The following is a 14,773-nucleotide window of genomic DNA, read 5'->3' on the forward strand; positions in this document are numbered from 1 at the left end:
GACCGAGATGCAGATCATCGAGGTCGCCAGGCTTGCATGGCGCATCGTGGGCTACCCCTTCCAAGATTGAGCCGGACCCGTCGAGTCCTCGACAATCGTCATCGGCAACTCCAATCCTAAATCGTTAAGCGATTGCCCGCAAGCCCCGGCTCCGTCCATTCGCCGAGATTTTTTCGAGGGTTGGAGAGCATTCGTCAACGCGTTCTTAACATTTGACCTCAGGATCCTCCGGGTTATAATTTCAGTGAAGACTGTAAAGACAGGAATTAGCGGGGAGACAGATGTTACTGACGCCCGCGGCTCAGAAATTCGTCCTTCATTGGGGCGAGATGGGGCAGGCCTGGGGGATCAATCGGACGATGGCCCAGGTCCACGCTTTGCTATTCGTCTCGCCCGAGGCCCTGGATGCCGAGGAGATCAGCCGGCTACTGGATGTCAGTCGGTCGAATGTTTCGACCAGCCTCCGCGAGCTCATCACGTGGGGAGTGATCCGCCGAGTCCACATCATTGGCGACCGCCGGGACCGGTTCGAGGCCCTGAAGGACGTCATGGATACCTTCCGGGTTATCATGGCCGAGCGAAAGCGTCGCGAGATGGACCCGACGATCGCTCTACTCGAAACCTGCGTCTCCGAGGCCAAATCGGGCGGACCGACCGACGAGCACACTCGCGAACAGATCGACAAGATGCTGGACTTCTGCCGGATGCTGACCGCCTGGTACAGCCAGATCGAGCGTCTCCATCCCTCGGCCCTCCAGGCACTCTTCCGGGGAGGGGCCACCCTCGCGCGACTCTTTGGCCAGCGAGCCCACTCGGTCGAGGAGCCCGAGCTGTCCGGTTCGCGACCCTCCGGCGGAGATTGAATTCGCCGGTCGATTACTTCGGGGGAGGGGTTGCGGCCTTGACGGGAGGCTTGCCCTTGGCCGCCTTGGCTTGAGCCATCTCGGCACGAGCCCTGGACGCCACGTCCTCGTAGGATCGGAAGATTTCGTCGTCGAGGTATCGATCGATCAGGTTCTTGGTCTCTTCGAGCTGGGCTCGCGCGTTCCGGGTCAGGACGGTTTTCTTGAGCTGGGCTTCCTGACGTTCACCGTCCGCGCGGATCTCGTCCAGGCGGGCCTGGAACCGGTCACGGGGCGTCAGCTTCCGGAAGGCGGCGATGGTCTCATCGAGGCCGTCCCAGTCCTCGCCATCGAGCCGAGCCTTCATCCGGAGTTCGAGCCGGGCTCGGACCGCGACGACGTCGATGATGGCATCCCGGAGCGCCTCGAGCCTGGCTTCGAGCGTCAGGGTCTGGGGCTTCGGTTCGAAGATCAGGGTGCGTTCCTGGGGGCTTTCCCCGGGCATGATCGGAACATCGAGCATCGGTTCGTTATTGCCGGCGACGAGTCGTAGGCTCACCAGGCCGTCGGCCAGTCCGGCGGGAAGGACGATTCGCCCCTCCCGGTCGGTGGTTCCCGCCTCGATGGGCTGGGTGCCTGGCGGGATGGTCCGGACGATCAGCCGGTATCCGCCAGCCGGCTGGCGATCCCCTCGGAGGAGGAATCGGAGTCGCGTGGGGGCCTTGGCGGGCTTGATCCCGAGGGCGACAATCCTGTTCTTTCGGGCATATCGATTGGTGAGGGGATCGCCCACCCCGCTGATGATCTCGCAACGGGCCGTCGGGCCTTCCAGCGAGCGGACGCGGAAGTAGGAATAGGGGATTTCGCGAAGCTCCTGCGCCGAGCCGTCGGGCTTGAGGAAGATTCGGATCGCACGGAAGACGGTCCCGACCGGGGCAACCTCGCCCATCGGTGAAGCGGCCGGAAGCGAGCCTCCTCGGATCAGGAAGGAGACCCCACCCCCTCTCGATTCACCCACCTCGGCCGAGGGGGCGAAGATCGCCAGAGCAAGCTGAAGTAGGCCGCGTGCAAGGTCGACTCGGTGCGTGACTTCCTGCCGATGGACCTCGCCCAGGAATCCAGTTTGCACGTCGAGTTCCCGACCCTCCAGTATCAGGCCCGATCCGGACGCCTGAGAACGGATCACCCAGACCTTATCGGCCGGGCCGACCAGTGGCTTCAGGGCGTCCGCCTTCAGATCGCTGATGTCCAGGCCAGCCAGCGGGGATTTCCCTTCGATCACTCCGATCGACCAAGGTTCGCCGACGAACCGGCGTGTGAGTCCGAGCCAGTCCTGCACGACTTCGGCACGCAACGAGGCATCAATCCGCGTGCCGGGCTCGAACGAGATCAATGCCCGGATCTGGTAGGGTTTTCGGTCGGATGTTTCGGGAGCCGCTTCGCGAGCCGAGACGACCGAGACGCCCGCGCAGAGGAGGAGAGGGATCACTTGGAGTCGTCGGCGAACCACGGTTCGACCTCCCATTCGGCGAGCCCTTGATAGAGTCGCTCGGATGCTTCCAGCGGCCCCCGGAGATTGGAACGCCAGGCGAAATGGTCTTCGAGCTGCCAGAGCGGGAGGACGGGCAATTCGTCTCGACACTCGCGGTCGATCTGGAGTGCCAGGCCCCGGGCCGAGGTGGTCTCGGGGGCTCGTTCGAGCTCGATCAGGAGTTGCAAGATCCGCGAACTGGCGGCCGAACCAAGCGCGTCGGAAGCGGACGGGGCATCGTAGCCGGGGATGAGCATCGGACCGATATCATGAAGCGGGAGAGAAGGCCGCGACGCCCGATAGGCCAGGTCGAAGCTTCGACCCGACCGGAGGCTGGATTCTAGATCCGATTCGGCACGTTCGACCAACTCGATCTCCACGTCGATCAAGCGAAAGGCCTCTGCGATCTTGGGACAGGCTGCGCGAGCCTCGGCCGTCGCGGGATACTCCAGGGTGAGCTTAATCGGGTTACCCCCCAGCTCCTTCTTCGCGGCTGCAACGAGCCCCTTGGCCAGGATCGGATTGTAGTCGAGCGGGGGAACGTCCGGCGCATCGACGAAGCTGGCGTGGACGAATGGGCCGTCGGCGACTCGGTTCAGGTCGTCCGGGGGTCGCCGGAGCAGTACTTCTTCCAGGAGGAGTCGTCGATCGATCGCGAGCGATAGGGCTCGACGAAGTTTTCGATTCCGCAGGGCCTCCGTTCGGCCATCGAGGGCGATCCTGTGAACACTCGGTATCGAGTAACGTCCCAGATGAAAGGAGGAATCTCGGGAGAGTTCGTTAGCTCGATCGGGCGGGACCTGTTCCAGGAGATCGACATCCCCACGCTTCAGGGCTTCGAGTCCCTGCCGAGGATCGTTGAATCGGACCTCGCGAATCCTCCGGACTCTCGGGATATTCGACGATCCCGGATCGGAGGAAGTCTGGAGGAGGATCCCTCGATCGTCGGGCACCCAGCGAAAGGGGCCGTTCCCGACCGGCATTCTTCCCTGATCCGCAATCGAGACCCAGCCATCGGCCGAGGCGTGGGCAGGGCCGATGGGTACGAGGAGCCAGGTCTCGGGCTTGAGACTTTGCCTCGTCAATCGGACATCTACTCGGTCTTCCCCCGATACTTCGACCCGGTCGAGCAACTCCGCCCACCGGGCATTGTAGCCGGGGGAATCGGGGAGTGCCCGATCGGCGAGCGAGCGGGCCAGGTCGATCGCGGATGCGGGCCGAGAGCCGTCCGACCAGGGTTGGCCTGGTCGGACTTTCAGCCGGAGCGATCGGCCCAGTTCGGCGAGTTCGACCCCGGCCAGGAGTTGGCCGGGTACCTCGCCTCGCATCGCCCGATCGTCGTCGGAGGCTAGACCAGGGAGGTAGAGGAGTCGGGCGATCCGATCGGCCGAGGCCGATCGAGGGAATGGACCGACCTGCTCCGGTAGATCCAGCACGGCCACTGTTATCGTCGGATCGGAACGGAACGCTTCCCGATAGGCGGATTCCAGGCCAGGGAGGCCAGGCCAGATCCGGACGGCATCGGCCAGTCGGTCGATTCGTTCGGGACCCGAAACTTTCATCCCGGCGTCGAACCTGGCTTTCGCCAGGCTTACGAAACGCTCTCTCGACGAATCGACGGATGAGTGACCTGGGGCATTCTTCTCCAGTTCGCGGAGGAGGCGACGTCCGCCGAGGAAATCCTCCAACTCGATCGCCCGAGCGATCCGTTTCGAGTAGGACGAGCCGAGGCTATCGGCCAATCCCGGATAATCCGGCTTCCGGGCGTTGAGATCGTTGAGAAGTCGGAGCCCACGAGCATTCTCGGTGGCCAGGGCGGCGGTTCCTTCCTCGAAAAGCAGGCGGTTGACGCGATCTTCGAGCCCTCGCCAGCCGGGATCTCTCCCCTTCACGATCAAGAGTCTTTCGAAGGCTCGCGTGTAGTCCCCTTCTTTTATCAGTCGGTCGACCTCTTCGAGCAGGAGGTCATCGAAGTACTCGATCTTCTTGATGGATGGACGCTTGACCTGGAAATCGGCCGGTTCGCCTTCGAGGAGGTGGATGACGAGAGGGGGATCTTCCTCGGGGTTTTCCTGCCGGGAGAACGGGTCGTTCTTCCGCCCTCGACGTTCCTCCGCCCTTCGAGCTGCTTCCACCTTCTCGGCCAGGGTTTGCTTCTTCGGTTCGGGGAGCGGGCGTGGCGAGAGCGGCTCGATCTCGTAAGTCGAGTCGTCGATCAGGGTGATCCGATCGAACGGGGCCGACCTGAGTAGATCCTTGTCCTTTCCTGTCGCGGGGCGAACGTCCTGAGCCTGGATCGCGAACTCTGCGAGCGGGAAAGGGTCGATCGCCAACAGGATGCCGATCATGAGACCGAGGGTGAGGGGTCGGTTCATGGGGTGGTCCTTTCCGTTGATACGCCCGATTCCGCCCGGTCCAGGAGTCGGAGAGTCCCGGGCCCGGTCGGTATGACCAGCTCGGGGCCGGCGGTGAGCGGTCCGCCGTCGGGGAGGGCATTCAGCGGGATGGCCGATATCGACGAGCCATCAACCATCGAAAGCCGATGGAGGGACCCATCGAGGCCGAGGAACCAGGCCAAGCCATCGCGGATCGCGGGCGCCCCGATGGGCCGGAACGCATCGAGTCGGGCGGTCCAGAGCCGTCGTCCGTCGGGCCCGAAGGCCATCACTTCACCATCGGAGTCGACCACGAAGCCGTGATCCGCCACGACGATCGGACCGAGGAGCCGGGTGGCTCCTAGCGGCCAGCTTCCCTGAGGGCTCAGGTCGCGAGAGGCCAGGGATCGGACCCGACCGTCGGCGGTTGCGACCAGGACCGAACTGCCGGTGGAAGCGAGTTCGGCGACCATCGGGCTTTCCAGGCGGACATCGGAGGTTGCGACCAGGCGAGGTCGCGTCGTCCGATCGATCGTGAGGCGTCGGATCGAGAAATCCGAGTCGGCCAGGGCCACCGCTCCTCCGTCGAGGAGCACGGGGCTTCGCCAGTGGGTCGGGCGAGAGCGATCGAAGGGAGGAATGTAAGGGTCGGCCGCGGATGTCCCGGTCCTGGGATCGATCAGATAGACGCGGCCATCCTGGCCAGGGACCAAAAGTTGGCCGCCGATTGCCGCGATCGACGCTCCGAGCGGAGCCGGCAATAGCACAGCGTGGAATTCGCCTTCTGAATCGTCCCGGACCTGGATCGAGGAGGTCCCGGGCGCCGGCACGATCACGGTCAACTGATCTAGCTTCAGATGCTGGGCCGGTCCTGATGGGAGTCGGGAGCGTCCAGCCTTGGGTATTTCCTGCTCGATGAAACCTCCGGCGTGAAGCTGCCCACTGTCGATGGAGTAAGCCTCCCCCTGTGAGCTCAGGCTGGTCAGGGCGTCCCCGGTCGTCGACTCGGTCGGCGGGAGCGGCCAGTTGGCTCCCAGGATCGTCCGCCAGAGCACAGCTCCTGAACCGAGATCGACACCCCAGAAAGCGGTTCCCGGCCCTCCTTCATTTCGCTGAGTCAGCACGAGCCGTCGATCGAAGATCTGAGGAGGCGCCAGGGTCGGGCCGGCCACGCCCAGGGTCCACTTGCTGGCCAGCCTTCCTCGCTGGAGATCGAGCTCAAAACGCCCGGATCGAGACGAAGCTAGTAGGAAATCGCGGTCCGAACGCGCCCGTCCGTAGGAAAGCCCCTCCCTCTCCGTTCCGGAGGGGATCTGGGCGATCATGGTGAAAGGAGTCTTGGCGTCGTAAAGTCCGATCGCGAATGCGGCCAACTCGCCGCGATCACTGCTTGACCAGATCACCGATCCGGCCGACGCCGGCGTCGAACGGGTCCAGCCTCCGACCGGGATCTCCTGGGCCTGTCGAAATCGGGTCCCATCCTCGTCGATGACGAAGACCCGCAATCGTCCGGCATCGGGGAGGTGATTCTCGGGAAGGACCAGGTATCGTGCCACCCGGGCCGGAGGGCATGGGATCGATCCCGCCTCATGTCCGAGATATTCCACGCCGACGCAAGCCAGAGGCCCGAGGGTCAGCACGAACAGGCAGTCCTCCTCGGCGAGTTGATAAAGATGCTCGCCGGAATCGTCTGCGACCGGGGTTCGCGTCAATCTCCGGCCCAGTTTGAGCGTCCCCCTCAGGTCTCCCGAGGCGAGGTCGATCTGGAGAAGCCGCCCGTCCGGCATGGGCTGGAGGACTTGATTCCCCAGGAGGAGGGGTGGGTCGACGATCGCGCCGCCGGTCTCCTGCCTCCAGATCAGCGCACCTGTCCGACCATCGAGCCGGAGCAACTCCTCGTGGCGAGCGTCCGCAATCAACACCGAGGGAGCGTCGCCCGCGATGCTGAGAGGGGGGAACGAACTGGAGACGCCGACGGGGACCTGCCAGAGAGGTGCACCGGTGGCCACGTCCAGGCCCACGGCCAACCCGTCCGTGATCGCATAAGCGACTTGGCCCAGCGGTTCGGAAGGCTTCTGCCCCGGGTCGAGTCGGAGTGCCAGGCTGATCGGCGGTCGGAGCGGGTCGCGGTGAGGCTCCGTCTCTCCGGGCCTGCCCGATGGGTCGAAGGACACGGCCTGCCGGATCTGGTCGTTCGCGCGGACCAGGCGGGCGACCACCTCTCGATCCGTACTCAGGTCGTGGTATCGACGGACCAGAACATCACGCGCGGCGTATGCATCAGCCGGTCGACTGGACTCCAGGGCTCGATCCATCGCGGCGAGGGTCGAGGTCCGCGTCTGGCTCTTGAGGATGGCGAAGCGTGCCTTGCCGAGCTTCTCTCCGATCTTCGAACGGGCGATCAGGGAGTCCGAAGCCTGCCCGGCGACCCGAGCGTGGAGTTCGACCGCCGCCTGGGCCTGGGCCATGGTCTCGGGGTCGGCCAGGTTGGCCGCTCGTTCGGCCAGCCCTTCGGCAGTCTTCCGGAGATCCTCGGCCAGTTCCATGTTGGAGTCGCGATACTCGGAGGTCTGGCCGACCTCCTCGACCATCCCGCGAGCCTCGTCCAGGGCGGTTCCCCACGAGGCACCGACCTTCCCGGTATGCTGCCGGACCCTGGCCAGGGCCCGGAGGACCTTCGCCTTGGTCGAGCGTGGATCATCGGGGTTCGCCGCGATGAAGCGATCGAAGTCATGGATGGCATTGATAAAGTCGCCTCGATCCATGTCATCGACGGCCACGGTATAGAGCCGATGAGCGGTGGCCCGAGCGATTCCCCGGTAAAGGACCACGCTGAAGAGAACCAGGACAAGGAAAGCCACTCCCAGGCCGAGCACCATCGGTGAAGTGAAGACCCGGTCGTCGCCGGGGGCATTCTGAAGCGAAGGGAGGAACTTCCGGAACCGACTCACCGGCTCTCGCTCACGGAGTATCTCGGCCGATCTCTCGGGCTCCGGCCGTTGGAACTCCTCGAGCATTTCATCCAGGGCAGAGGTCGTCCCGCGAACCTTCTCTCGGGGTCGAGTTCGCTTACGGACGGTCGGGGCGTCCGGGACAATTCCGGGAGTGCTCGACGTTGCCGATTGCTCGATCGAGGGGGGGGCCATCTCCATGTCGCGGAAGCCGGTCGCTGGCCTGGGGCGATCGGTCCCCGATGCTCGACCGGAAGTTGGCGGTCGAACCACCGTTTTCTCGCCGTGATCGGGTCCGTCTTCAAGGCTCAACAGGAAGATCCGGCAGTGTCCAATGCGGATCTCGTCCCCCTGATGGAGCCCCTTGGATTTCACCAGGGTTCCGTTGACCTCGATCCAGGGGGCATCGGGCGAGATGTCGACCTTGAAACGGCGAGAACTCCAACGAATCCGACCGTGGAACGGCTGGACTCCCGGTCCATCCAGGACTACCTCGCACATCGGGTCGGACCCGAACATCACCGGGTTGTCGTGCGAGATCCGGATTCGGCGGACCCGACGACCGGCGTCGTGGACTTCGAGGGTGGCCATGATTCGAGGGGGGCTACTCCTGGAGTCGTTGAGAGGAAACGGAGCGATATAGATGCCAGTGGCGAGCCGGGAAGCCGTCTCCGATGGATGGATTGTTCAGCGCAGGGGTTCCTGAGCGAGGACCTCGAAGGCGTAGGAAGCCCCGGACTGGATAACGCCGAATCGTGTGCTCCGGATCTCGGCGGGCTGCCGGCCCTTGTAGCGAACCTCGAGTTGCTCCAAGATGGACTCCACCTTGGCGGGATAGAACTGGAAGATGACGCCCTCGCCCACGTCCAGTCCCGCCTTGGCAAGCAGCGAGAGGTCAGACGCCTTCCTTCCCTGCCCTCTCCAGACGAAGAAGAGTCGTTTGTCATCGGCCCCGCTCCCCCGACGAATCGTGGGCTGGGCCTCCGAAAAGTTCGACGCGTAGATGAGCTGATTGCCCGAGACGATCGCCAGTTCGACTCCGAAGGCGTCGAGCTGCCGAGCATATTCGTCGGCGGTCTGCCCGGTTTTGTATTGGATGCTCCAGCGATCCTCGCGACGGACACCGCCGTCTCCGGGGCCGAAACCATAACCTGGCCCGCCCGTACCGATTTTCGAGCGTCGTTTGCCGGTAGCCACCCGCGACCCGCGAGGCATGACGGAAGAGACATCGACTTCGGCGAGATCCTGACCCGCCTCGGCGACGGTGTCGAGCATGGCAGCCGGGCGAACCTCGACGCTGGGTTCCTCGAAATCGCTGGCCTCTTCCTCGTTGTTCGATGCCATGTCGGCGACTTCGCCACCGGGGACTTCGATCGACTCCTTGCTGCCGAGTTCGCCGTCGGGCGTACCCCCGCCTCCCCCACTGACCTCGATCACCTCGATTGGCCGGGTCATCCGGGATTGATAGGCCAACGTGGTTGCCGCGATCACCGAGAGCCATCCGAAGACCAGCGCCGCGCCTAGGATCACCGCCAAGAGGAGAGAGGTCACGCGATCGTAGAGCGATTCTCCATAGATCTTGGCCTCGATCGCCGATTCTGGCTTGCGAGTGGGTTGGCTCACCTCGCCCTCCTGCCGGTCGAGGTTGGATCCGAAATGCTCCGATCTTCAGCGGGAGGGGACAGGGGCTTTGTCGACTCGTACCAGGCCTTCCATCTCTCGATCGCCGCCTCTTTCTGTTCGGGAGTCGCCGGGGGCGCAGGTCCGAAACCTTCCAACTTCCTCGCTAGAAGCTGGAGGCCCGACTGAGCCTCGGCGACGACCCCCTCATCGGGATCGCGAAGGGCTTCGATCAAGGGGGGGGCCATCGCCAGGTCACCGGTCCTCGCCAGCGACCACGCGGCCACTCTCCGGACTCCCTGGTCGGGGTCGGTCAGGAGTTTCCGGAAGCGGTCCTCGAACGGTTTGAGGGCGGAGGATCCCTCGGTTCGATATCGGGCGACCAGTCCCGCCAAGGCGGAGGAGGCGTCCTCGACCCGGGGGTCTTCCAGGACCGATAGCATTCCTTCCACGGCCCCGTCCATCGGTCGGGCGACGACACGCCCTCCCGCAACCGAGATCTGGCTCAGGTCCTTCGGCAATCCACGACCACCGATCAGTGTCCCCGCGCCAAGCCTCCGGACCTGGATCTTTCGAATCGTCTTCGCGGTCGCCTTGGATAGGAATAAGACCGCCCACGAGGTATTCGGACCGTCGCCATACTGGGCGGAAAATCCGCCACTGGCCTTCTGGGATGAGGCGAGATACTGCCGCCCTTCGGTGAACCAGTCATGACGGCCGAACGTGGCTTGATCGGCCAGGGCACCGATTCTCTCAATCCCGTAGAGAGCGTAGTAGGGAGATTGCCCCATCGCCTGGGTGTTGGAAGTGGCGAAGTTCGCCGCCAGCCATCCGATCCCGGCACGGACCGACTGGGCGATCCGCTGGGAACTCGCCTGGGGCTGGTACTTCCGCCGCTCGTTCTCGGGGAAGACCGGGACCAGCAACGGATTAGAAACCTTGATCGCGGTCCGGTAGGGGGCAAGTTGACGGTCGCAAATCAGGAGACTGCCCACGCCGGCGGCCGTCATCGCGATAGTCTCGGGGCTGTTTTGATCCCGGTGATAGCACCAACTCCCGCCGCCGGCCTGGACCGACATGAACCATTGAGCGGCCCGGTCCCAGATCGACGGGGAGATCGGGACCCCGACGTTCTCGGCTTCCCAGAGCCCGAGGATCGCGTATTGAGAAATCGAAGTGTCCCCGGCCGATCGATCCCGATAGTCCCACGACCCGTTCGGGTTCTGGCTTCCTGCCAGGAATCGAGCCACACCTTCGATCTGGTTCCGGTAGCTCGCAGCGTCCAGGCTTGCCAGGAACAGGATCGTAACTCCGGCCTCGTAAATCTCGCCACCGCTCCCCTTCTCCGGCTGGTAGGCAGACGCCTCGAAGCGTTTCATCACGGCGTCCAGAGCCCGGGTCACCGAGGGATCGGAAGGGGAGACCTCGGCCTTGACCAACGCCAAAGCCGCCAGAGCAGTCTCTCCGACGCCACCGGAGCCACCCGACCCTTTGAGAAATTGCACGCCGCGCGCGACGACCGGGTCGGACTGCCCGACCGCGATCGAGGACGCGGCAAGGCCCGTGAAGAAGATACCGAGGGTCACGAAGGATCGGACCATAACGATGGGAAATGCTCCGCGAAGTGGGCTTTCTCAGTACCATCATCCACTATCTTACGCGAGTTTTTGTCCGAAGGCGAGCCATCGCGCCGATCACTTCAGCAGGGGTCGGACTTCGATGGTCCGAAAGTCGATCGCCGCCCCTTCGGACTGGAACAGGATCTTCCCCGAGGTCAGGCTCGATCGGGTCGCGGCGTTGACGAGCGTGCCGTTCAGGAGGACCGTGATCGAGTCGCCGTCGCAGACCACTTCCATCCGGTTCCATTCGCCGACGGGCCGTTCGAGATCCGCCTCGCCGCGGAACCAGAGGACATCCTTCCAGGACGCGTCGCGGCCCCACCAGTTGATCCGCCCGGCCCCATGCTCAACGGGCGGATTTCCCCTCTGAAAGTAGGGCTGACCGTCGGATCCTCGACGAACTTCCGCGGTTAACCTCGGTGAAGCTTTCCCCTTGGCGGGCACGACGATCAAGTCGCCGGTCCCCCCCTCGATGATCTGGCATTCGATCGATTCCATCCAAGATGCGAATGCCGCCCCATCGGGGCCTGAACCGTGAACCATGACCCCCGAGTTCCTGGCCCGCCATCGGCGAGGTGGGCAAGTGCCCCCGGCCCAACGCCACTCGACGATCAGATGATAGTTTGAGAAGCTTTCCTGAGTCGCGAATCCGCCGAATTCCCGGCCCGAGACCCGCACGATGCCATCCTCCACGCGGAAGACGCCCAGGCGGTCGTCATATTTTTGATAACGGGTGAACGTGTAAAATCCCGTGAGATCCTTCCCATTAAACCGGAAAATAGGCGCCCCGGACCTCACCGGTGCGGGGTCGCGTGCGAAGGTCGGGACCTCGCCCGCCCCTGAGGGGGTTGGAATCAGCATCAAGAGCAGGGCGAGGGTGGTCAATCGGGGAAGTAATTGCATCGGCGGACCCTGAGGGACGCTTTCCGATCTAACTTGCGGCGAACCGAACTGGATTCGAGTCGGCTTGATTCGGTCCCGAATTCGACCACAGTCTGACGTCCCGACGATCCCTCCGCAAGCCGAAGCGAGGGATGGCCGGAGGGCGTCGGAATGGCGGGCCGACCGTGGTCCTGCTACGATGAAAACAGTCGGGGCATCCGGCCGGAAGGATCAAGTATGTTTCGATTAGTGGCGGCATTCGTGATGCTTTCGGGTTCGCCGGAGGGTCCGAACCTCGAGAGGATCGGGCGACTCGACGACCCAGCGATCCTCGAAGCCTCGGGGATCGTCCGAAGTCGCTGTCATCCCGGGATCTACTGGGTCCACAACGACTCGGGAAATCCCCCGGCACTCTTCGCCGTCCGTCGAGACGGTAGCCTCGTCCGATCGTACAAGGTCGCGGCCCCCAACGTGGATTGGGAAGATATTGCGACGGACGATGAGGGGCACCTTTACGTCGGCGATATCGGCAATAATAACGTTCGACTCCCAATCCGGGCGATTTACCGGCTCGATGAGCCCGATCCATTCGTGCCCTCCGGCGAGCCGATCAAGCCGACAGCCGTCTCGTTCTACGGATTCGAGTCCGATCGTCGATTCGACGCCGAAGGGCTGTTCGTGCGGTCGGGGAAGGTTTTCGTGACTTCCAAGCGACTCGACGGGCTGGACTCCGAGGTCTTCGAGATCCCGTTCAACCCCCCGGGGTCCCTGATTCGTCCCGCTATCCCGATCCGAATGGCCCGATTGCACGGAGCCTCGGAACCGATCACGGGAGCGGATCTCTCGGCCGATGGTCGCCGGTTGGCGGTCTCGACGGACTCGGCGGCCTGGGTTTATCAGGCGAGCTCCGATGGAGGCTGGATCCTCCTCTCGACCGTTCGGTTCCAGGCGCGTGATGTCGAGGCGATCTGTTGGGATGGGTCCGACCTGATGCTGGCCAGCGAAGACCGTTCGATTTACCGGATTGCCGAATCGACCTGGAAGGCAGCGAGGGGAGACGGTCGATGAAGTCCGCCGAAGTGATCGTGGTGGGCGGCGGCGTCATCGGCCTTTCGATCGCCCATGTTCTCGCCCGAGAAGGGATTCGGGCGACCGTCCTCGATCGGGGCGAGCCGGGCCGGGCGGCCTCATGGGCGGGAGCGGGCATGATTCCCCCGCACATCGAGAGGCTGGCCACCAACCCCACCATCGAGCTACGCTCCTGGAGTGCCGTGCTCTATCCGGAGTGGTCGCAAGAACTTCTAGAGTCCACCGGGATCGACAACGGCTATCGGAGGACGGGCGGGGTTGATGTCGCTTTTACCGAGGGCGAAGAGCAGGAGTTGAAGACCTCGGCCGGTCGGTGGCGAGCAGAACGGATCGTCTACGAACGGATCACGCCGGGCGACTTCGACCGGATCGAGCCCGCGCTCAATCCGGAGCTTCGGCTCGCCTACTTCCTACCGGACCGGGCACAGATCCGCAATCCCAGGCACATCAAGGCCCTCGTAGCCTCGCTCAAGGCAAGCGGAGTCGCGATTCATTCGGGTCGCGCAATCCTGGGGTTTGAGGCTTCGAGAGCTCGGGTCATGGCGGTCCGGACCGAGGAGGGAACGTTACCCTGCGATCGAGTCGTGGTCGCCGCGGGGGCCTGGTCCGGCGGACTACTGGCGGGCCTGGGAGTCCAGGCTCCCACTCCTCCGGTCAAAGGTCAGATCGTCCTCCTCGGTGCAGGCCTTCCCAGGATTCGCAGGATCATCGAGCACGGCAAAAACTACCTGGTCCCGCGAGACGATGGTCGAATTCTGATCGGAGCAACCGAGGAGGAAGCCGGTTTCGACACCAGAACAACCTCAGAAGGATTTTCAGACTTACTGGCCGAGGCCCATCGGCTCTGTCCCAACCTGGTCGGGGCCGAGGTGGAGCGTTCATGGGCGGGCCTTCGGCCGGGGAGCTTCGACTCCAAGCCCTACCTGGGATTGGCACCCGGTTTCGAGAACCTTTTCGTGGCCGCCGGGCACAAACGGGCCGGATTGCAACTCGCTCCGGCGACCGCCGAAGTCATTTCCGACCTGGTCCTCGGTCGAGTCCCGAGAGTCGACCTCAACCCGTACCGAATCGACCGCGAACCGGGAGGCCTGGTCGACCCGACGTTTCGGTCCTGAGCGTCTCGAATTCGCTCAAATTCCTTCATCGGACTTCCGGCTGACGAGGATCTTACCGGCGGCTTCGTGACCGAGCGCGGCAGATCGGTCATTGAGGCGGAAAGCGAGGATTCCCGCCTCTGGACGATTCTCGGTGAGTTCTCCCTCGGCCCCCAGGTCGAGTCCGCACTCGGTCAGGTAGCGGAGGAAAGCCGGGTCCTGGTCGACAACCCGGATGACCCGAAATTTCTGGCCGCGGCCGAGGTGGGCCAGGGGTGTGCCGTCGGGCTCGGTCAAGGAACCATCGGGACGAGGAATAGGGTCGCCGTGGGGGTCGACCGCGGGTTGTCCGAGATAGGCGTCAATCCGGTCGATCAAGCGGTCCGACGCGGCGTGTTCCATGTGCTCGGCTTCCTCATGAACCTCGTCCCAGGTCATGTTCAAGGTCTGCGCCAGGAACAATTCGAGGAGACGGTGCCTTCGGAGCACCTTCAAGGCCAGGCGCCGTCCTGAGGCGGAGAGTCGGGCTCCTTCATAGGGAGTGTAGGTGGCGAGGTCGGCCTCGGAGAGCGTCTTGAGCATTCCGGTGACCGTCCCCGGGGAGACGCCCAGCGACTGTGCAATCTCGCCCGTCGCCACTGTCTCCCCCTCGTTTCTCCGACTGGCGATTAGATAAATCGCCTTCAAATAATTCTCGACGGTCAGGCTCGGCACGATGACCCCTCCGCGATTCCGACCGATCATCCTGACCCGGACTCGCCCCGGTACGA

10 protein-coding genes are annotated in these 14,773 nt (G+C 63.9%); 3 read left to right on the plus strand and 7 right to left on the minus strand.

Features of this window, described 5'->3' with window-relative positions; translation table 11 throughout:
• Positions 1–281: 281 nt before the first annotated feature.
• Positions 282–863 (plus strand): GbsR/MarR family transcriptional regulator, encoded by a 582-nt coding sequence (locus P12x_RS19090; protein ID WP_435006182.1) that lies wholly within the window; start codon positions 282–284, stop codon positions 861–863.
• A 13-nt stretch (positions 864–876) separates the two neighbouring features.
• Here the strand turns inward: P12x_RS19090 and P12x_RS19095 are convergent, their stop codons facing one another.
• From P12x_RS19095 to P12x_RS19120, 6 genes are all read right to left on the minus strand, one after another.
• The gene (locus P12x_RS19095; protein WP_435006183.1) at positions 877–2,352 is read right to left on the minus strand and encodes a hypothetical protein; all 1,476 of its coding nucleotides are present in this window, start codon (positions 2,350–2,352) and stop codon (positions 877–879) included.
• The gene (locus P12x_RS19100; RefSeq protein WP_435006185.1) at positions 2,328–4,748 is read right to left on the minus strand and encodes an ABC transporter substrate-binding protein; all 2,421 of its coding nucleotides are present in this window, start codon (positions 4,746–4,748) and stop codon (positions 2,328–2,330) included. Before P12x_RS19100 ends, P12x_RS19095 begins: the two co-directional genes overlap by 25 nt.
• Positions 4,745–8,290 carry a PQQ-binding-like beta-propeller repeat protein gene (locus P12x_RS19105; protein WP_435006187.1) on the minus strand — a complete coding sequence of 1,182 codons (3,546 nt, stop codon included), beginning with the start codon at positions 8,288–8,290 and terminating at the stop codon, positions 4,745–4,747. Before P12x_RS19105 ends, P12x_RS19100 begins: the two co-directional genes overlap by 4 nt.
• Before the next feature lie 96 nt (positions 8,291–8,386).
• Complete coding sequence (locus P12x_RS19110) at positions 8,387–9,322, minus strand: hypothetical protein (RefSeq protein ID WP_435006189.1); 936 nt, start codon at positions 9,320–9,322, stop codon at positions 8,387–8,389.
• Entirely contained in the window at positions 9,319–10,920 is a 1,602-nt protein-coding gene (locus P12x_RS19115; RefSeq protein WP_435006191.1) for a HEAT repeat domain-containing protein, read from the minus strand. The genes P12x_RS19110 and P12x_RS19115 overlap by 4 nt, the downstream gene beginning before the upstream one ends.
• Positions 10,921–11,013: 93 nt before the next feature.
• Positions 11,014–11,841: a 3-keto-disaccharide hydrolase gene (locus tag P12x_RS19120; RefSeq protein WP_435006193.1), complete on the minus strand. Its 828-nt coding sequence runs from the start codon at positions 11,839–11,841 to the stop codon at positions 11,014–11,016.
• Between the two features lie 216 nt (positions 11,842–12,057).
• On the opposite strand from P12x_RS19120, the gene P12x_RS19125 reads away from it, so the two are divergent.
• Positions 12,058–12,888 (plus strand): hypothetical protein, encoded by an 831-nt coding sequence (locus P12x_RS19125; protein ID WP_435006195.1) that lies wholly within the window; start codon positions 12,058–12,060, stop codon positions 12,886–12,888.
• The gene (gene thiO / locus P12x_RS19130) at positions 12,885–14,024 is read left to right on the plus strand and encodes a glycine oxidase ThiO (RefSeq protein ID WP_435006197.1); all 1,140 of its coding nucleotides are present in this window, start codon (positions 12,885–12,887) and stop codon (positions 14,022–14,024) included. The genes P12x_RS19125 and thiO overlap by 4 nt, the downstream gene beginning before the upstream one ends.
• Before the next feature lie 15 nt (positions 14,025–14,039).
• Here the strand turns inward: thiO and P12x_RS19135 are convergent, their stop codons facing one another.
• On the minus strand, positions 14,040–14,717 hold the full coding sequence (locus tag P12x_RS19135) for a metal-dependent transcriptional regulator (protein ID WP_435006198.1): 678 nt from the start codon (positions 14,715–14,717) through the stop codon (positions 14,040–14,042).
• Positions 14,718–14,773: the final 56 nt, after the last annotated feature.

This window comes from Tundrisphaera lichenicola (assembly GCF_051175385.1).
Classification (GTDB): domain Bacteria; phylum Planctomycetota; class Planctomycetia; order Isosphaerales; family Isosphaeraceae; genus Tundrisphaera; species Tundrisphaera lichenicola.